This is a genomic window from Mycobacterium sp. 4D054 (genome assembly GCF_052245755.1).
Lineage (GTDB): Bacteria > Actinomycetota > Actinomycetes > Mycobacteriales > Mycobacteriaceae > Mycobacterium.
On sequence record NZ_JBQQCF010000001.1, the window covers coordinates 101,959 to 119,330 of the forward strand.

At 70.0% G+C, this 17,372-nt stretch carries 17 protein-coding genes; 15 read left to right on the plus strand and 2 right to left on the minus strand.

Annotation, left to right across the window (positions count from 1 at the left end; translation table 11 throughout):
* Positions 1 to 4: 4 nt before the first annotated feature.
* The 7 genes from ACTWP6_RS00445 to ACTWP6_RS00475 all read left to right on the plus strand — a co-directional run bounded on the left by ACTWP6_RS00445 (position 5) and on the right by ACTWP6_RS00475 (position 6,713).
* A complete protein-coding gene (locus ACTWP6_RS00445) occupies positions 5 to 1,831 on the plus strand; it encodes a DUF2207 domain-containing protein (RefSeq protein ID WP_443186549.1) in 1,827 nt (608 codons plus the stop codon).
* The gene (locus tag ACTWP6_RS00450; RefSeq protein ID WP_443186550.1) at positions 1,825 to 2,367 is read left to right on the plus strand and encodes a LemA family protein; all 543 of its coding nucleotides are present in this window, start codon (positions 1,825 to 1,827) and stop codon (positions 2,365 to 2,367) included. The genes ACTWP6_RS00445 and ACTWP6_RS00450 overlap by 7 nt, the downstream gene beginning before the upstream one ends.
* Positions 2,368 to 2,386: 19 nt before the next feature.
* Positions 2,387 to 3,319 (plus strand): methionyl-tRNA formyltransferase, encoded by a 933-nt coding sequence (gene fmt, locus ACTWP6_RS00455; RefSeq protein ID WP_443186551.1) that lies wholly within the window; start codon positions 2,387 to 2,389, stop codon positions 3,317 to 3,319.
* Positions 3,316 to 4,665 (plus strand): RsmB/NOP family class I SAM-dependent RNA methyltransferase, encoded by a 1,350-nt coding sequence (locus ACTWP6_RS00460; RefSeq protein WP_443186552.1) that lies wholly within the window; start codon positions 3,316 to 3,318, stop codon positions 4,663 to 4,665. The genes fmt and ACTWP6_RS00460 overlap by 4 nt, the downstream gene beginning before the upstream one ends.
* 20 nt (positions 4,666 to 4,685) lie before the next feature.
* Positions 4,686 to 5,390: a ribulose-phosphate 3-epimerase gene (gene rpe, locus ACTWP6_RS00465; RefSeq protein ID WP_260752138.1), complete on the plus strand. Its 705-nt coding sequence runs from the start codon at positions 4,686 to 4,688 to the stop codon at positions 5,388 to 5,390.
* The gene (gene ribD, locus ACTWP6_RS00470; RefSeq protein WP_443186553.1) at positions 5,387 to 6,388 is read left to right on the plus strand and encodes a bifunctional diaminohydroxyphosphoribosylaminopyrimidine deaminase/5-amino-6-(5-phosphoribosylamino)uracil reductase RibD; all 1,002 of its coding nucleotides are present in this window, start codon (positions 5,387 to 5,389) and stop codon (positions 6,386 to 6,388) included. Before rpe ends, ribD begins: the two co-directional genes overlap by 4 nt.
* Before the next feature lie 178 nt (positions 6,389 to 6,566).
* A complete protein-coding gene (locus tag ACTWP6_RS00475; RefSeq protein WP_260752142.1) occupies positions 6,567 to 6,713 on the plus strand; it encodes a hypothetical protein in 147 nt (48 codons plus the stop codon).
* Here the strand turns inward: ACTWP6_RS00475 and ACTWP6_RS00480 are convergent.
* Both ACTWP6_RS00480 and ACTWP6_RS00485 read right to left on the minus strand, forming a co-directional pair.
* Positions 6,680 to 8,266: an MFS transporter gene (locus tag ACTWP6_RS00480; RefSeq protein WP_443186554.1), complete on the minus strand. Its 1,587-nt coding sequence runs from the start codon at positions 8,264 to 8,266 to the stop codon at positions 6,680 to 6,682. The two genes, ACTWP6_RS00475 and ACTWP6_RS00480, sit on opposite strands and share 34 nt — an antisense overlap.
* On the minus strand, positions 8,266 to 8,970 hold the full coding sequence (locus ACTWP6_RS00485; RefSeq protein ID WP_260752151.1) for an LppX_LprAFG lipoprotein: 705 nt from the start codon (positions 8,968 to 8,970) through the stop codon (positions 8,266 to 8,268). The genes ACTWP6_RS00480 and ACTWP6_RS00485 overlap by 1 nt, the downstream gene beginning before the upstream one ends.
* Positions 8,971 to 9,277: 307 nt before the next feature.
* Here ACTWP6_RS00485 and ACTWP6_RS00490 point away from each other — a divergent pair, with 307 nt between their 5' ends.
* The 8 genes from ACTWP6_RS00490 to whiA all read left to right on the plus strand — a co-directional run bounded on the left by ACTWP6_RS00490 (position 9,278) and on the right by whiA (position 17,369).
* Positions 9,278 to 9,889: a riboflavin synthase gene (locus ACTWP6_RS00490; protein WP_260752153.1), complete on the plus strand. Its 612-nt coding sequence runs from the start codon at positions 9,278 to 9,280 to the stop codon at positions 9,887 to 9,889.
* 110 nt (positions 9,890 to 9,999) lie between these two features.
* A complete protein-coding gene (locus tag ACTWP6_RS00495) occupies positions 10,000 to 11,271 on the plus strand; it encodes a bifunctional 3,4-dihydroxy-2-butanone-4-phosphate synthase/GTP cyclohydrolase II (RefSeq protein ID WP_260752154.1) in 1,272 nt (423 codons plus the stop codon).
* Positions 11,268 to 11,750, plus strand: a complete 483-nt coding sequence (gene ribH, locus ACTWP6_RS00500) for a 6,7-dimethyl-8-ribityllumazine synthase (RefSeq protein ID WP_260752155.1) — start codon at positions 11,268 to 11,270, stop codon at positions 11,748 to 11,750. The genes ACTWP6_RS00495 and ribH overlap by 4 nt, the downstream gene beginning before the upstream one ends.
* The gene (locus tag ACTWP6_RS00505; RefSeq protein WP_260752157.1) at positions 11,747 to 12,229 is read left to right on the plus strand and encodes a PH domain-containing protein; all 483 of its coding nucleotides are present in this window, start codon (positions 11,747 to 11,749) and stop codon (positions 12,227 to 12,229) included. Before ribH ends, ACTWP6_RS00505 begins: the two co-directional genes overlap by 4 nt.
* Positions 12,230 to 12,297: 68 nt before the next feature.
* Positions 12,298 to 14,373, plus strand: coding sequence for an excinuclease ABC subunit UvrC (uvrC, locus tag ACTWP6_RS00510; protein WP_443186555.1), 2,076 nt, complete (start codon positions 12,298 to 12,300; stop codon positions 14,371 to 14,373).
* On the plus strand, positions 14,370 to 15,329 hold the full coding sequence (rapZ, locus tag ACTWP6_RS00515) for an RNase adapter RapZ (RefSeq protein ID WP_443186556.1): 960 nt from the start codon (positions 14,370 to 14,372) through the stop codon (positions 15,327 to 15,329). Before uvrC ends, rapZ begins: the two co-directional genes overlap by 4 nt.
* A gap of 31 nt (positions 15,330 to 15,360) precedes the next feature.
* Complete coding sequence (gene yvcK / locus ACTWP6_RS00520) at positions 15,361 to 16,395, plus strand: uridine diphosphate-N-acetylglucosamine-binding protein YvcK (protein ID WP_443186557.1); 1,035 nt, start codon at positions 15,361 to 15,363, stop codon at positions 16,393 to 16,395.
* A complete protein-coding gene (gene whiA / locus ACTWP6_RS00525; protein WP_260758090.1) occupies positions 16,392 to 17,369 on the plus strand; it encodes a DNA-binding protein WhiA in 978 nt (325 codons plus the stop codon). Before yvcK ends, whiA begins: the two co-directional genes overlap by 4 nt.
* Positions 17,370 to 17,372: the final 3 nt, after the last annotated feature.

Sequence of the window (17,372 nt, forward strand, 5' to 3'; positions counted from 1 at the left end):
GCCCATGTCAGCGGGTCGCCTGGGCAAAGCGCTGATCCCGTTGATCTTGATCGCGTTCGGCGTGCTGTGGCCGGTGCTGTTCCACGGCGGCTCCGGCGCCTCCGAAATCGACGACCCCGTGGTGATCGCCGACTACGACGTCGACATCGTGGTCGACGCCGCCGGTGACATGACCGCCGTCGAGACCCTGACCACCGAGTTCTACAGCACCGACCGCCACGGCATCTTCCGGTACTGGGACGTGGCCAACCAGAACGACCCGCATCTGCGCCAGAAACCCGAGGTCACCTCGGTGCTGCTGGACGGCCGACCGGTGCCCTACCAGATGCTCTGGGAGGACGCCGGACGGTTCCGGGTCGCCAAGATCGGCGACCCCGACCGCTATCTCAGCGACGGCACCCACGTTTTCGAGATCCGCTACACCATCGCCGGGGTGCTCGACCCCGGCGATGTCGGCGCCGGCCGGCAATTCGCCGGCTCGGCCGGAGGCTCCGCAAACTCGCCCTCTGTTTTTTTCTGGAACGTCGTCGCCCCCGCCTGGAACAACCGCATCGACCGCGCCGACATCACCGTCACCTTGCCCGGCGACGTCGGAACAGCGCAGTGCTCGGTCGGGTTCGGGGTAGGCAGGGCCTGTGACGCGCTGACCGTCGACGGCAACCGGGTGCGCATGACGGCCGAATCGCTGCCCCCGCGCACGCCGGTCACCGTGCGCGCCGGGGTCGACGTACCGACCCCGCCCAGGGCCGCCCTGCCGTGGCCGTACACGTGGGACCGGGTGCTGGGCCAGTCGGTGGCCGGAGTGCTCTGGACGGCCGGCTTCACCGCGCTGCTCGGCGCCGCCGCGCTGATCTGGCTGCGCTCAGTAATGGAGAAGCCTCCCGGATTCCCGTTGCAGTACGCCCCGCCGCCCGGGTTGGGTCCGGTCCAGGCCGAGTACATCCGCACCGAATCAGTCCCGAAGAGCGGGCTGACCGCCACGCTGTTCCATCTCGCCGAGCGCGGCGTGATCAGCCTGGAGCAGGTCGGTGACAAGGAGTGGACCATCCGGAGTGTCGGCGAGCCGCGCCAGTGGGCCGGCATCGACCCGGTGAGCCTCGCGGTGGCCACCCGGCTCAAGGTGCGCAACCGCGGATCCACGTTCAAGGCCGCCAAGACCGCATCCGCCGGCAAGCGGCTCGACAAGGCCAAGGCCGACATGGCCAAGGCGGTGGAGAAGTGGGCGCTTGAGTCGGGGCTGCTCGTGGCCCGCAAGAAAGAGCTGTGGTTACGCGCGGCCAACGCCGCGGCCTTCATCCTGATGGTCTGCGGGTTCTTCCGCTGGGGATTCCCCGCGACCATGTGGGCGCTGCCGTTCGCGGCGTTCTTCCTGTTCTCGGTGGCGTCCTGGCGCGACGGTGTCGGTACCCGACGCACCGCCGCCGGACGCGAACTGTGGTCGCGCGTCGGAGGTTTCTACCGGATGCTGGCCACCGACTCGGCCGAGACGCGCTTCGACTTCGCCGCGCGCAAGGACCTCTACGTCGCCTACGTCCCGTTCGCGGTCGCCGCCGGCGTCGCCGCGCTGTGGGCCAAGAAGTACCAGGCGTACACGGGATCGATCGCCCCGCAACCCGATTGGTACGTGACGACGACGTCCTCGTCGAGCGGCTCGGGGCACAGTGGGGGCGACGGAGCGCATTTCGACAGCTTCGAGTCGGCGTTGTCGTCGTCGATCAGCGCGTACACCGCCTCGCAGGCGTCGTCCTCGTCCTCCTCGGGCGGGGGCGGCTCCAGCAGCAGTGGCGGCGGTGGCGGCGGTGGTGGTGGAGGAGGAGGCGGTTCATGGTGAGCGTGCTGCTGGTCATCGTGCTGGTGCTCGCGCTACTGGTGCTGGCCGGGTTCGTGATGGGATACAACAGGATTCGTTCCGCGGATGTCCGGGTTGCCGAAGCGCTCGCCGGCATCGACGTCGAATTGACCAGGCGGGCCTCGCTGATCCCGGGCCTGGTGCACACCGTGCAGACCTTCGCCGCGCACGAGAAGGCGATCCTCGATCACGTCACCGACGCCAGGGCCGCGCTGACCTCGGCCACCGACGGGACCTCGGTCGCCGAGCGCAGCGCCGCCGAGACCCGACTGGACTCCGCGCTGGCGCCGCTGCTGGCGCTGGGGCGCGACCATCCGCAACTGAACTCCTCGAACAACTTCCTGGATCTGCAGCGCAACCTCGCCGACACCGAGGACAAACTGGCGTTCGCACGGCAGTACTACAACGACGCCGTCGCGACCCTCAACAGGCAGCTCACCACGATCCCGTGGATGTTCGTGGCGCCGCTGGCGGGAGTGACCGAGAAGGAGTACTACCAGACGCCGCGCACCGTCTGAGCCTCCCTAGACTGGCGCGGTGCGTCTCGTCTTCGCCGGCACACCGGAACCCGCCCTGCCGTCCCTGCAGCGGCTCATCGACTCGCCGCGGCACGAGGTGATCGCCGTGGTGACCCGGCCGGACGCAGTCGCAGGACGCCGCGGCCGCCCGGCACCGTCACCCGTGGCGGTGCGGGCCGCCGAGTACGGCATCCCGGTGCTCAAGCCCGCCCGACCGAATTCCGAGGAGTTCGTCACCGAACTCGCCGCGCTGTCCCCGGACTGCGCTGCGGTGGTGGCCTACGGCGCGATGCTGGGCGACGCGCTGCTCGCGGTCCCCGCGCACGGCTGGGTCAACCTGCACTTCTCGGTGTTGCCGGCATGGCGAGGGGCCGCGCCGGTGCAGGCCGCGCTCGCCGCCGGCGACGAGGTGACCGGCGCGACGACGTTCCAGATCGAGAAGAGCCTGGATTCCGGTCCGGTGTTCGGCGTGGTCACCGAGACGATCCGGTCCACCGACACCGCCGGGGACCTCCTCGGGCGGCTCGCCGAGTCCGGCGCCGGGCTGCTCGAGGCGACCATGGACGGCATCGAGGACGGCACCCTGACCGCCGTGCCGCAGCCCGCCGACGGCGTCAGCGTCGCGCCCAAGGTCACCGTCGAGGACGCCCGGATCCGCTGGGAGCTGCCCGCACACGTCGTCGACCGGCGAATCCGTTCGGTCACCCCGAACCCGGGCGCGTGGACCATGATCGGTGAGCAGCGCGTCAAGGTCGGTCCGGTGACCGTCCCCGCGGACGGGCCAGAAGGTCTTGCGCCGGGGCAGATCCGCGCCGACAAGAAACACGTGCACATCGGAACCGGTTCGGTGCCGGTGCTGCTCGGGACGGTGCAACCGCCCGGTAAGAAACCGATGATCGCGGCCGACTGGGCCCGCGGGGCCCGGCTCGACGAGAACGGCTGGGCCCGATGAAGCGCACTCCTCTCGATCCCGCCCGGCGGGCCGCGTTCGACGTCTTGCGCGCGGTCTCCGAGCGCGACGCCTACGCCAACCTGGCACTGCCTGCCATCCTGCGTGACCGGGCGATCACGGGGCGGGACGCGGCGTTCGCCACCGAGCTGGCCTACGGGACCTGCCGCACCCGCGGCCTGCTCGACGCCGTCATCGCCGCCGCGGCGGGCCGCCCGGTGGACAAGATCGATCCGGTGCTGCTGGACCTGCTGCGCCTGGGCAGCTATCAGCTGCTGCGCACCCGGGTCGACGACCACGCCGCGGTGTCGACCACGGTGGATCAAGCGGGTATCGAATTCGATTCTGCGCGAGCAGGATTCGTCAACGGCGTGCTCCGGACCATCGCGCGGCGCGACGAAGCGTCCTGGGTCGAGGAACTCGCCCCGTCGGCGACGAGCGATCCCGTCGGGCACCTGGCGTTCGTGCACGCCCACCCGCGGTGGATCGCGCAGGCGTTCGCCGACGCCCTCGGCGCCCGCGCCGGCGAGCTGGCTGCGCTGCTCGCCAGCGACGACGCCCGCCCGGCGGTGCATCTGGCCGTGCGCCCGGGGGAGCTGACCGCTGCCGACCTCGCCGAGCAGGTCGGCGGGACGGTCGGGAAGTACTCGCCGTACGCGGTTTACCTCGGCGACGGCGATCCGGGCCAGATCGCGGCGATGCGCGAGGGCCGCGCACTGGTGCAGGACGAGGGCAGCCAGCTGGTGGCCCGGGCACTGACCCTAGCGCCGCTGGAAGGCGCCGACGGCGGACGCTGGCTGGACCTGTGTTCCGGTCCGGGCGGTAAGACCGCGCTGCTGGCCGCACTCGGTGCGCCGGACGGGGCGACGGTCACCGCCGTGGAGCCGGCGCTGCGACGGGCCGAGCTGGTCGAGCAGAACACCGCAGGCCTGCCGGTGGAGGTCGTCCGCGCCGACGGTCGTGAGCCGGGACTGGCGCCGGGTTTCGACCGGGTGCTGGTCGACGCCCCGTGCACCGGTCTCGGCGCGCTGCGGCGTAGGCCCGAGGCGCGCTGGCGGCGCAAGACCGGTGACGTTCCGCCGCTGGCCAAACTGCAGCGCGAGCTGCTGGCCTCGGCGATCAGATTGACCAGGCCAGGCGGTGTGGTGCTCTACGCGACCTGCTCGCCGCACCTGGCCGAGACAGCCGGGGTGGTCGCCGACGCGCTGCGCAGGCATCCGGTGACCGCGCTGAACACCCGGGAGCTGTTCGAGCCCGCCGACGACACCGGGGACGGTCAGTCGGTGCAGCTGTGGCCGCACCGGCACGGCACCGACGCGATGTTCGCCGCGGCGCTGCGGGTCGACTGAGCACCGATAGGCTTCACCTCATGTCTGGACCGCGCGCCCGAGAAGCCACGAAGTCGCCGCTCATCGCACCGTCGATCCTCTCCGCGGATTTCGCCCGGCTGGCCGACGAGATCGCCGCCGTCGAGGGCGCGGACTGGCTGCACGTCGACGTGATGGACAACCACTTCGTGCCGAATCTGACACTCGGCCTGCCGGTGGTGGAGTCCCTTCTCAAAGTCACCGGCATCCCGATGGACTGTCATTTGATGATCGAGAACCCGCAGCGCTGGGCCCCGCCGTACGCCGAGGCCGGCGCCTACAACGTCACGATCCACGCCGAGGCCACTCACGATCCGGTCGCCGTGGCCCGCGATATTCGCGCCGCGGGCGCCAAGGCGGGACTGGCGATCAAGCCGGGTACGTCGCTGGAACCGTACCTGGAGATTCTGCGTGACTTCGACACGCTGCTGGTGATGTCGGTCGAACCGGGCTTCGGTGGGCAGAAGTTCATCGCCGAGGTGCTGCCGAAGGTCGGCACCGCGCGACGGCTGGTCGACGCGGGGGAGCTGACCGTCCTGGTCGAGATCGATGGCGGCATCAACGCCGACACCATCGAGGCCGCCGCGGAGGCCGGTGTGGACTGCTTCGTGGCGGGGTCGGCGGTCTACAGCGCCGAGGATCCCGCGGCCGCGGTCCGGGCGCTGCGCAGGCAGGCCGCGTCGGCGTCCAAACATCTGACGCTGTGAACCTCGACGCCGCGATGGCCGCGGCCATCGAGCAGTCCGAGCGAGTCAAGGGCCGGACCTACCCGAATCCTCCTGTGGGAGCGGTCATTCTGGATCGCGACGGGGCGATCGCCGGAGTCGGCGCGACCGCGCCGCCGGGCGGCCCGCACGCCGAGGTGGTCGCGCTGCGCAGGGCGGGGCAACGGGCCGCGGGCGGTGTCGCGGTGGTCACGCTGGAACCCTGCAATCACCTCGGCCGCACCCCGCCGTGCGTCGACGCGCTTCTGGAGGCCGGGGTCGCCGAGGTCGCCTTCGCCGTCGCCGACCCGAATCCGGTGGCCGCCGGCGGTGCGGCCCGCCTCGCCGAGGCCGGGGTGCGGGTCAGCGCGGGGGTGTCGTCCGCCGCCGTCGCCGGTGGACCGCTGCGGGAGTGGTTGCACAAGCAGCGCACCGGATTGCCCCATGTGACATGGAAGTTCGCAACCAGCGTGGACGGGCGCAGCGCTGCCGCCGATGGCACCAGCCAGTGGATCACCAGCGAGGCCGCGCGCGCGGATGTGCACCGCCGCCGCGCCGCTGCCGACGCGATCGTGGTCGGAACCGGCACGGTGTTCGTCGACGATCCGGCGCTGACCGCCCGGTTGCCCGATGGCAGTCTGGCCGACCACCAGCCCCTGCGCGTCGTCGTGGGGGAGCGTGAGATATCGCCCGATGCAACAGTTCTCAACGATGATTCGCGGACGATGGTGATCCGTACCCGTGACCCGCACGAGGTGATCAAGGCGTTGTCCGATCGCACCGACGTGCTCGTCGAGGGCGGCCCCACGCTGGCCGGGGCGTTCCTGCGCGCCGGCGTGATCGACCGGATCCTGGCGTATGTGGCGCCGATCCTGCTCGGCGGCCCGGTCGCCGCGGTCGACGACGTCGGCGTGCTGAGCATCGCCCAGGCGCAGCGCTGGCGGTTCGACGGGATGACCGCGGTGGGGCCCGACGTGTTGCTGAGCCTCATCCCGGTGTAACGCCGCAAGCCCCGTTATCCGATCGTGTGCATTCGTTCACGCGGTGTTTCCGTGCCCGGCCTCACACGCCGCGCGGGTGCGGGAGCGGCCCGCATCCGCTGCGCCTCGGTAGACTGGGCCGGGAATTCGCGCTTTCACCGATGAGTTGCGCATGAAAGCACGAGCAAAGGAAACGACCATGACTGCACTGCAGGACTGGCTCACCACCAACCCTGTCGACACCCTCACCTGCGTCCTCCGTGATGCCTGGCGGGGCCTGACCTCCGGTGACGCCGAACAGGCGGACGAGCCTCAGCTGATGGGCCCCGGACTCGAGCGCTGCTGAGCCTCGTCCGCCGGCTCCACGGCATGTTCGTCTTTGGTCGCGATGAGTAAGCCCAGGACCGCGCCAACCACGCACACCACCGCGGTGATGGTGAAGATCTCGCCGTACTGCAGCACGTAGGCTTCCCGCACCCGGTTGGCCTCGGCGGCCAGCCGCTCGGCCAGCGAGTTGCCGCCGGTGCTGGCAGGCAGCCCGGCGAGGTGCTGGTTGAAGCGGTACAGGCCCCACGCCGACAGTGCCGCGATCCCGATCAGCATGCCGATCATCCGGGCCACCACCACGGCCGCCGAGGCGATGCCGTGCTGGGCGGCCGGAACCACCCGTAGGGTCGCCGAGGTCAGCGGCCCGATGACCAGGCCGAGGCCAAGCCCGGCGATCGCCAGGTCGGTGTCCAGCACCGGCAGGTCGACGAAGCCGAGATCATGTCGGGCGGCCAGCAGGTTTGCGGGCCATTTCGAAATCAACAGGTAGCCACCGGCGGCGATGAGCAGACCGGCGAACGCGATGATCCGGTCGCCGATGCGGGTGGCCAGCCATCCGCCCAGCAGCGCACCGATGGGCAGCGCGATCAGGAACCGCAACAACAGGAATGCGGCCTGGTTCTGGTCCTGCCCCAGCACGCCCTGGCCGAACAGCTCGACGTTGACCAGCGTCACCATCAGCGCGGCCCCGGCGGCCAGCGAGGCGCCCAGCGCGGCGAGGAACGGCCGGAACCGGACACCACGGGGATCCAGCAGCCGGGTGCGGGCGAACTTCTCCCACACGAAGAAGGCCACGGCCGCCAACGCCGCAGCGATCAGCACCGGCGCGCCCCAGCTAGGAAGCACCTCTTTGCCGTCCGGCTTGGGGTTGTAGAGCCCGATCACCGCCAGGCCCAGCGCGACGGCCAGCAGCAGACCGCCGACCACGTCGACTTTCTGCGGTTCCTCGGTCGCCGACCGGCTCGGCAGGCTGAAGTGGATCATCACCATCGCGACCGCCGCCAGCGGCACATTGACCCAGAACACCGCCTGCCAGTGGTTGAACAGCCACACCAGCGAGATGCCGTAGATCGGGCCCAGGACACTGCCGAGTTCCTGTGCCGCGCCGACCCCGCCGAGCACCGCCGCGCGGTTGCGCGCGGCCCACAGGTCGGCGGCCAGCGCGAGGGTGACCGGCAGCAGCGCGCCGCTCGCGGTGCCCTGGATCACGCGACCGACCACGAGTACCACCAGATCGGTCGACATCGCGGTGACCACCGACCCCAGCGCGAAACCGGCCAGGCTGGCCTGCATCAGGATCTTGCGGCCGAACCGGTCCGAGGCCCGGCCCAGCAGCGGCATGGCAGCGATGTAACCGAGCAGGTAGCCGGTGATGATCGGGGTGACGCGCTGGATCTCGTTCACGCCGATGCCGACATCACGCATGATGTCGACCATGATCGTGACGACCACGTAGGTGTCGAGCGCACCGAGGACGACCGCGAGGCTGCCCGCGCTGATCGCGATGCCGCGGTTGGTGGCTCCCGGGGCTGCCGGGCGCGTATCGGTCTCCGCGGCGGGGGTGCGATGCATCACACCGCGGGTTTGTCGACGGTCACCGGCTCACCCCAGTTCGACAGCGTCATCGTGACGCTGTTGCCGGGACTGGGCTCCAGCCGGGCCTGCATCAGCTCGTGGTCGCCGTCCTCGGTGATCCACGCGGTGCCCGGCACGGGCCCGGTGGCCGCGATCTGAGGTGCGATCTTGTTGACCGCGTCGGCGCTGACCTCGCCGGTGACCCGGATGGTCTGCACGCCCTCGACCGTCTCGCGGCCGTCGGAGGTGGGGTTGGAGAAATTGCTCAGCACGTTGGCCAGGCCGACGTCGGGGTTCAGAATGGCGGCCACGTCGTAGATGTCGGAAGCCGGACCGAAGTTCGACAGCGCCCCGCCGGCGGTGATCGCGGCGTAGAGGTCACCGTCGGAGACGACGAACTCGACGTCGTTGAGCCGCTGGCCCAGGAAGATGATGTTCGCCGTGCCCTTCGCCGCGACCGCGGGGGACTGCGTGAGCTCGCCGTCGAGCGACTCGACCGGCAGATCGGGGATCTGACCCTGCACGCTCAGCTTCAGGTGGGCGCTGGACTGACTCTTGGTTGTCTCGCTCGACTGTTCCAGCAGGGTCGCCGCGTCGGGCAGTTCCTTACCGGAGTCCTGCGAGGACGATCCGGAACACCCGGCGAGCAGTGCGACGGCGGCGAAAAGGGCGGCGAAGATCGCCAACAGGCGGGTCTGCATGCCTGCATCGTAGAGGGTCCGCCGATGCGAACGCGCGACCCGCTGCTGGGAGCACTGGCCGAAACTGGTCCTTGAGCTGGGTTTTCGGCAAAGAATGAGCAAGCTCAGATGATCGGTGGTTCACCGGGGCGTAGTACCTGCAGCCACCGGTATCCGTAGGGCCGAGCTGCATCTCGATACGTCCGCGGTGATCGAGGGCGAAACTTTCAGCGATCGTCGAGCAGGTCCACCAGACGGGAGCTCGAGGGACGGCCGACCGTCGGTCACGCCACGGATCCCCCTGCGGGCCGGGTCTAGGCTGGTCGGAATGTTCACCGGAATCGTCGAAGAACTGGGCGAGATCGTCGGAAAAGAAGACCTGGGCGATTCCGCCCGCCTGGTCATCCGCGGCCCCGTCGTGACATCGGATGCCGGGCACGGCGACTCGATCGCGGTCAACGGGGTGTGTCTGACGGTCGTCGACGTGCTCGCCGACGGTTCGTTCACCGCCGATGTGATGGACGAGACACTGCAGCGGTCGAGCCTGCGCGCCGCCGACGTGGGCGCGAAGGTCAACCTGGAGCGGGCCGCGGCGGTGAGTAGCAGGCTCGGTGGCCACATCGTCCAGGGCCACGTCGACGGCACCGGCCACATCATCTCCCGGACACCGTCCGAACACTGGACGGTGGTGCGGATCGCGCTGCCGGCCGCGCTGGCCCGCTATGTCGTGCACAAGGGTTCCATCACCGTCGACGGGGTGTCGCTGACGGTGTCCGGCCTGGGCCACGACTGGTTCGAGGTATCCCTGATCCCCACCACGCTCGGCATGACCACACTGGGTCACGCCGAGGTCGGCGCACACGTGAACCTCGAGGTCGATGTCATCGCCAAATACGTGGAGCGACTGCTGGAGAAGAAGGACGCGCCCACCGGCGAATGACGGGTGTCCCGCCCGGTGGACCGGCGGGCAATAACCGGCGCCGCCCGGTGGTTCATACTGAGAGGCAACGGCACGTGGTTCCGACCTGGGAACCGGCAAGGGTGGTGAGGATGACGAGGCTGGATTCGGTCGAGCGCGCGGTGGCCGACATCGCAGCGGGCAAGGCCGTGGTCGTCATCGACGACGAGGACCGTGAGAACGAAGGTGACCTGATCTTCGCCGCCGAGAAGGCGACTCCGGAACTGGTGGCGTTCATGGTCCGCTACACGTCCGGCTATCTGTGCGTTCCCCTCGACGGCGAGATCTGCGATCGACTCGGACTGCTGCCCATGTACGCGGTCAACCAGGACAAGCACGGCACCGCCTACACCGTTACCGTCGATGCGAAAAAGGGTGTGGGGACCGGCATCTCGGCGATGGACCGGGCCACGACCATGCGCCTGCTGGCCGATCCGGACGCCGTCGCCGAGGATTTCACCAAACCCGGCCACGTCGTCCCGCTGCGCGCCAAGGACGGTGGGGTGCTGCGCAGGCCCGGACACACCGAGGCCGCCGTCGACCTGGCCCGGCTGGCCGGTCTGCAGCCCGCGGGCGCGATCTGTGAGATCGTCAGCCAGAAGGACGAAGGCGCGATGGCGCAGACCGACGAGTTGCGCATCTTCGCCGATGAGCACGACCTGGCGCTGATCTCCATCGCGGACCTGATCGAGTGGCGGCGTAAGCACGAAAAGCACATCGAGCGCGTCGCCGAGGCCCGAATCCCGACCCGGCACGGTGAGTTCCGCGCCGTCGGCTACACCAGCATCTACGAGGATGTCGAACACGTCGCGCTGGTCAAGGGAGAGATCTCCGGCCCGCACAGCGACGGCCACGACGTGCTGGTGCGGGTGCACTCCGAGTGCCTCACCGGTGACGTGTTCGGGTCCCGGCGGTGCGACTGCGGCCCGCAGCTCGACGCCGCGCTGGCGATGGTCGCCCGTGAGGGCCGGGGCGTGGTGCTGTACATGCGCGGGCACGAGGGCCGCGGCATCGGCCTGATGCACAAGCTGCAGGCGTACCAGCTGCAGGACGCCGGCGACGACACGGTCGACGCCAACCTCAAGCTCGGTCTGCCCGCAGACGCCCGCGACTACGGCACCGGCGCGCAGATCCTGGTCGATCTCGGCGTCCGGTCGATGCGGTTGCTGACCAACAACCCGGCCAAGCGCGTCGGGCTGGACGGGTACGGCCTGCACATCATCGAGCGGGTGCCGCTGCCGGTCCGCGCGAATGCCGAGAACATCCGCTACCTGATGACCAAACGTGACCGCATGGGTCACGACCTGGTGGGCTTGGAGGACTTCGACGAGGCCGTCCCCGGCGAGTTCGGCGGCGCGGTATGAGTCCGGCCCACGGCGTCCCCGACATGCCCGCGCTCGACGCCAAGGACGTCAAGCTCGGCATCGTCGCGAGCACCTGGCACGAGACGATCTGCGACGCGCTGCTCGACGGCGCCCGCAAGGTGGCCGCCGACGCAGGGATCGACAACCCGACCGTGGTCCGGGTGCTCGGCGCGATCGAGATCCCGGTGGTAGCGCAGGCACTGGCCCGCGACCACGACGCGGTGGTCGCGCTGGGTGTGGTGATCCGCGGCGAGACACCGCATTTCGACTACGTCTGTGATGCGGTGACCCAGGGCCTGACCCGGGTCTCGCTGGACACCTGCACCCCCGTCGCCAACGGGGTGCTCACCACCAACACCGAACACCAGGCGCTGGACCGGGCCGGGTTGCCGGACTCTGCCGAGGACAAGGGCGCCCAGGCGGCCGCCGCCGCATTGTCGACCGCGCTGACGCTGCGTCAGCTGAGACCGGGTTCATGAACACCCACGGCGGCGATCGCTGGGACCTGGTCGTCAAGCCCCATCTGACCCCGTATTTCGCCTACGGTGCGGCAGCGGTGATCGTCGCCGCGCACATCGTGGTCGGCGCGCTGCTCAAGGTCGGGTCCACGGGGGTGTTCTTCCGCACCTACGACCAGGTCGCGATCGCGATGGTCGGCGTCGTCATCGCCTGCTTCGTGTCTCTGTTCGCGCGACCCCGGCTGCGCGTCGGCCCGGCCGGCGTGGCGGTGCGAAACCTGTTCGGGTACCGGCTGTTTTCGTGGGATCAGGTGGTCGACGTGTCGTTCCACCAGGGAGCCCGCTGGGCACGGCTGGACCTGCCCGACGACGAGTACGTGCCCGTGATGGCGATCCAGGCGGTGGACAAGGGACGTGCGGTCGAGGCCATGGACCGGGTGCGCACGCTGCTGCGGCGCTACCAGAGTCGGCAACCCGGCATCGACACCCACCGCGCGTGACGGCGCCGCCGCGGTTCCGGCCATGGTGATGGCGTCGACGCGTCAGGACCCGGCAGTAACCTGGGGGCGTGCCCGATCCAGCGACGTACCGACCCGCTCCCGGGTCGATACCTGACGAACCGGGGGTTTACCGATTCCGCGACCCGCGCGGCCGGGTCATCTATGTCGGCAAGGCCAAGAGCCTGCGCAGCCGCCTGAACTCCTATTTCGCCGATCTGTCGAGCCTGGCTCCGCGGACCCGGCAGATGGTGATGACCGCGGCCAGCGTGGAGTGGACGGTCGTCAGCACAGAGGTCGAGGCGCTCCAGCTCGAATACAACTGGATCAAGGAGTTCGACCCGCGGTTCAACATCCGCTACCGCGACGACAAGTCCTACCCGGTGCTGGCGGTCACCCTCAATGAGGAGTATCCGCGGCTGCAGGTGTACCGCGGTCCGCGCCGCAAGGGTGTGCGTTACTTCGGGCCCTACTCGCATGCGTGGGCCATCCGCGAGACCCTCGACCTGCTGACCCGGGTGTTCCCGGCCCGCACCTGCTCGAACGGAGTGTTCAAGCGGCACAGTCAGATTGACCGGCCCTGTCTGCTCGGGTACATCGACAAGTGCTCCGCGCCGTGCGTGGGCAGGGTCAGCGCCGAGGAACATCGGCGCATCGTGCTGGACTTCTGCGACTTCCTGGCCGGCAAGACCGACCGGCTGATCCGCGAGATGCAACAGCAGATGAACGCCGCGGCCGAGGAGCTGGACTTCGAGCGGGCCGCCCGGCTGCGGGACAACATCGGCGCGATGCGTCGGGCCATGGAAAAGCAGACCGTGGTGTTCGGCGACGGCACCGACGCCGACGTCGTCGCGTTCGCCGACGATGAGCTCGAAGCCGCCGTCCAGGTGTTCCACGTGCGCGGTGGCCGGGTCCGAGGTCAACGCGGCTGGATCATCGAAAAGTCCGGTGAGCCGGGCGAATCCACGCACGAGTACCTTGTCGAGCAGTTCCTCACCCAGTTCTACGGCGACCAGGCCGAGCTCGGCGGGGCCAGCGACGGCGGCGGGGACGAGGCGACCACCCCGATACCCAAAGAGGTGCTGGTCCCGGTGCTGCCCGACACCGCGGCCGAGTTGGAGACCTGGCTGTCACAGCTGCGGGGGTCCCGGGTCTCACTCCGGGTGCCGCGGCGCGGCGACAAACGGGCGCTCGCCGAGACGGTCAAGCGCAACGCCGAAGGGGCGCTGAACCAGCACAAGCTCAAGCGGGCGGGCGACTTCACCGCCAGAAGCGCTGCGTTACAGAGCATTCAGGACGCACTGGGGTTGGCGGAGGCGCCGCTGCGGATCGAGTGCGTCGACATCAGCCATGTGCAGGGCACCGATGTGGTGGCCTCGCTGGTGGTGTTCGAGGACGGGCTGCCGCGCAAGTCCGACTACCGCCACTTCGCGATCCGCGAGGCTGCGGGCGACGGCCGGTCCGACGACGTCGCCTCCATCGCCGAGGTGACCCGCCGGCGGTTCCACCGTCACCTGAAAGACACCGTGAAAACCGGTGACCACACGACAACCGCAGCCACTGTCGCCGCCGAAGCGGCACCGGAAGGCCACCGGGCAGAAGATCCTCGCGCGAGCGCGCGTCCGGCGAGATTCGCTTATCCGCCCAACCTGTTCGTCGTCGACGGCGGCGCCCCCCAGGTCAACGCCGCCCAGGCGGTCCTCGACGAACTGGGGATCACCGACGTCGCGGTGATCGGCCTGGCCAAACGGCTCGAAGAGGTCTGGGTGCCGTCAGAGCCCGACCCCGTGATCATGCCGCGCAACAGCGACGGCCTGTATCTGCTGCAGCGGGTCCGCGACGAGGCGCACCGGTTCGCGATCTCCTATCACCGCAGCAAGCGGTCCAAGCGGATGACGGCGTCGGCGCTCGATTCGGTGCGGGGGCTCGGCGAGCACCGCCGCAAGGCCTTGGTCACCCACTTCGGGTCGGTGGCGCGGCTCAAGCAGGCCGGCATCGAGGAGATCACGGCGGTGCCGGGCATCGGCGCGGCGACCGCACGGGCGGTCCTGGAGGCACTCGGCGCCGATGTGCCGACGGCGGCTGCGGTCGATTCCGACGCGCCGACCACGGACATCGGCAATGATCAGAGCAGGGTATCGGGATGACAGAGCAGGGCATGCACGAGGAACTGCGTGGGGGAGCCGGCCGCGCCGGCGACGAGAGGGGCCTCGAGACAGCGCCCGTCGACGGCGGGGCCGACACGGGGATCGACGTCGTCCTCGTCACGGGCCTGTCCGGCGCCGGCCGCGGCACGGCGGCCAAGGTGCTGGAGGATCTCGGTTGGTACGTGGCCGACAACCTGCCGCCGGAGTTGATCGCGAGGATGGTCGACCTCGGGCTGGCGGCCGGCTCGCGGATCACCCAGCTCGCGGTCGTGATGGACGTGCGGTCACGCGGCTTCACCGGCGACCTGGACTGGGTGCGCAGCGAACTGGGTACCCGCGGCATCGTGCCGCGCGTGTTGTTCCTGGAGGCGTCCGATGACATCCTGGTCCGTCGCTACGAGCAGAACCGGCGCAGTCACCCACTGCAGGGCAACCAGACGCTGGCCGAGGGCATCGCCGCCGAGCGGGCGATGCTGGCCCCGGTACGGGCCTCCGCAGACCTGGTGATCGACACCTCGTCGCTGTCGGTGCACGCACTGCGCGACAGCATCGAACGGGCCTTCGCCGGTGAGACCGTCGCCCACACCAACGTGACGGTCGAGTCCTTCGGGTACAAATACGGGCTGCCGATGGACGCCGACACCGTGATGGACGTCCGGTTCCTGCCCAACCCGCACTGGGTGGACCGACTCCGGCCGCGCACCGGCCAGCACCAGGAGGTCCGTGATTATGTGCTCGGCCAGAACGGCGCCGTGGAGTTCCTCGACTCCTACCATCAGCTGTTGGACGTTGTGATCGACGGATACCGCCGGGAGGGAAAGCGCTACATGACCGTCGCGATCGGGTGCACCGGGGGCAAGCACCGCAGCGTCGCGATGGCCGAGGCGTTGGCAGAACGGCTCCAGGACGCCGACCTGACGGTGCGGGTGCTGCATCGTGATCTGGGGCGCGAATGAGCTTCACCCCCCCCGCACGCGAGGAGGACAGATGAGCCCGCGCATCGTCGCGCTCGGCGGAGGCCACGGCCTCTACGCCACGCTGTCGGCGGCGCGCAGGCTCACCCCCCACGTGACGGCGGTCGTCACCGTCGCCGACGACGGAGGCTCGTCCGGCCGGCTGCGTAGCGAGCTGGATGTCGTGCCCCCTGGTGACCTGCGAATGGCGCTGGCGGCGTTGGCATCCGACAGCCCGCACGGCCGGCTGTGGGCCACCATCATCCAGCACCGGTTCGGTGGCAGCGGGGCGCTGGCCGGGCATCCCATCGGGAACCTGGTGCTCGCCGGCCTCAACGAGGTGCTCGCCGATCCCGTCGCTGCTCTCGATGAGCTGGGCCGCATCCTCGGCGTCAAGGGCCGGGTGCTGCCGATGTGTCCGGTCGGTCTGGGCATCGAGGCCGATGTGGTCGGCCTGGACTCCGACCCGCGCGTCAGCCGCTCGATCCGCGGCCAGGTCGCGATCGCCACCACGGTGGGCAAGGTGCGCCGGGTGCGGCTGCTGCCCAACGATCCGCCCGCCACCCATCAGGCCGTCGACGCGATCATGAACGCCGACCTGGTGGTGCTCGGCCCGGGGTCGTGGTTCACCAGCGTGATCCCGCACGTGCTGGTGCCTCAGCTGGCCGCGGCGCTGAAGGCGACCACGGCCCGCCGCGCGCTGGTGCTGAACCTGGTCGCCGAACCGGGGGAGACCGCCGGTTTCTCGGTCGAGCGTCACATCCACGTGTTGGCCCAGCACGCGCCGGGTTTCACGGTGCACGACATCGTCGTCGACTCGGCGCGCGTCCCGAGTGACCGCGAGCGCGACCAGCTGCGCCGCACCGCCACCATCCTCGACGCGAACGTTGAGTTTGCTGACGTTTCCCGACCTGGTACACCTTTACATGACCCGGCGAGGCTGGCCGCGGCGCTGGAGGGGGTTCGCACGCGCGGCACGGCGTCCGATGGCACCCACCAGGGGTTCCAGCAGCCGACCATGCCCACGCCGACAGCGAACGGACCGAGAGGTGACGACCCGTGGCGATGACAGCCGAGGTCAAAGACGAACTGAGCCGGTTGGTGGTCAACTCTGTGAGTGCCCGCCGTGCCGAGGTGGCCTCGCTGCTGCGATTCGCCGGCGGTCTGCACATCGTGTCCGGCCGCGTCGTCGTCGAGGCCGAGGTCGATCTCGGCATCATCGCCCGGCGGCTGCGCAAGGACATCTACGACCTGTACGGCTACAACGCCGTGGTGCACGTGCTGTCCGCGAGCGGCATCCGCAAGAGCACCCGCTACGTGGTGCGGGTGGCCAAGGACGGGGAGGCGCTGGCGAGGCAGACCGGCCTGCTCGACCTGCGCGGCCGCCCGGTCCGCGGCCTGCCGGCCCAGGTGGTCGGCGGCAGCGTCGCCGATGCCGAAGCTGCTTGGCGCGGAGCGTTTCTCGCGCACGGCTCGCTCACCGAGCCGGGCCGTTCGTCGGCGCTGGAGGTCAGCTGCCCCGGGCCGGAGGCGGCACTGGCGCTGGTGGGAGCCGCGCGGCGCCTCGGTGTCAGCGCCAAAGCCCGCGAGGTGCGCGGCAGTGACCGGGTCGTGGTTCGCGACGGCGAGGCCATCGGTGCGCTGCTGACCCGAATGGGCGCCCAGGACACCCGGCTGACCTGGGAGGAGCGGCGGATGCGCCGCGAGGTGCGGGCCACTGCGAACCGGCTTGCCAACTTCGACGACGCCAACCTGCGACGCTCGGCCCGCGCCGCCGTCGCGGCCGCCGCACGGGTGGAACGCGCGCTGGAGATCCTCGGGGACTCCGTGCCCGACCACCTCGCCGCCGCGGGTAGTCTGCGCGTCGCCCATCGGCAGGCCTCCCTGGAGGAGCTGGGCCGGTTGGCCGACCCGCCGATGACCAAAGACGCTGTGGCAGGCCGTATCCGGCGGCTGCTCTCGATGGCCGACCGCAAGGCCAAACAGGACGGGATCCCGGACACCGAGTCGGCCGTCACGCCGGATCTGCTCGAGGACGCCTGACCC

Coding starts and splice junctions, on each gene's coding strand:
- whiA (WP_260758090.1), top strand. CDS start 16,392: ATGACAGCCGAGGTCAAAGACGAACTGAGCCGGTTGGTGGTCAACTCT.
- ACTWP6_RS00445 (WP_443186549.1), top strand. CDS start 5: ATGTCAGCGGGTCGCCTGGGCAAAGCGCTGATCCCGTTGATCTTGATC.
- ACTWP6_RS00485 (WP_260752151.1), bottom strand. CDS start 8,970: ATGCAGACCCGCCTGTTGGCGATCTTCGCCGCCCTTTTCGCCGCCGTC.
- ACTWP6_RS00495 (WP_260752154.1), top strand. CDS start 10,000: ATGACGAGGCTGGATTCGGTCGAGCGCGCGGTGGCCGACATCGCAGCG.
- rpe (WP_260752138.1), top strand. CDS start 4,686: ATGTCTGGACCGCGCGCCCGAGAAGCCACGAAGTCGCCGCTCATCGCA.
- ACTWP6_RS00505 (WP_260752157.1), top strand. CDS start 11,747: ATGAACACCCACGGCGGCGATCGCTGGGACCTGGTCGTCAAGCCCCAT.
- ACTWP6_RS00450 (WP_443186550.1), top strand. CDS start 1,825: ATGGTGAGCGTGCTGCTGGTCATCGTGCTGGTGCTCGCGCTACTGGTG.
- ACTWP6_RS00475 (WP_260752142.1), top strand. CDS start 6,567: ATGACTGCACTGCAGGACTGGCTCACCACCAACCCTGTCGACACCCTC.
- ribH (WP_260752155.1), top strand. CDS start 11,268: ATGAGTCCGGCCCACGGCGTCCCCGACATGCCCGCGCTCGACGCCAAG.
- ACTWP6_RS00480 (WP_443186554.1), bottom strand. CDS start 8,266: ATGCATCGCACCCCCGCCGCGGAGACCGATACGCGCCCGGCAGCCCCG.
- ACTWP6_RS00490 (WP_260752153.1), top strand. CDS start 9,278: ATGTTCACCGGAATCGTCGAAGAACTGGGCGAGATCGTCGGAAAAGAA.
- yvcK (WP_443186557.1), top strand. CDS start 15,361: ATGAGCCCGCGCATCGTCGCGCTCGGCGGAGGCCACGGCCTCTACGCC.
- ACTWP6_RS00460 (WP_443186552.1), top strand. CDS start 3,316: ATGAAGCGCACTCCTCTCGATCCCGCCCGGCGGGCCGCGTTCGACGTC.
- rapZ (WP_443186556.1), top strand. CDS start 14,370: ATGACAGAGCAGGGCATGCACGAGGAACTGCGTGGGGGAGCCGGCCGC.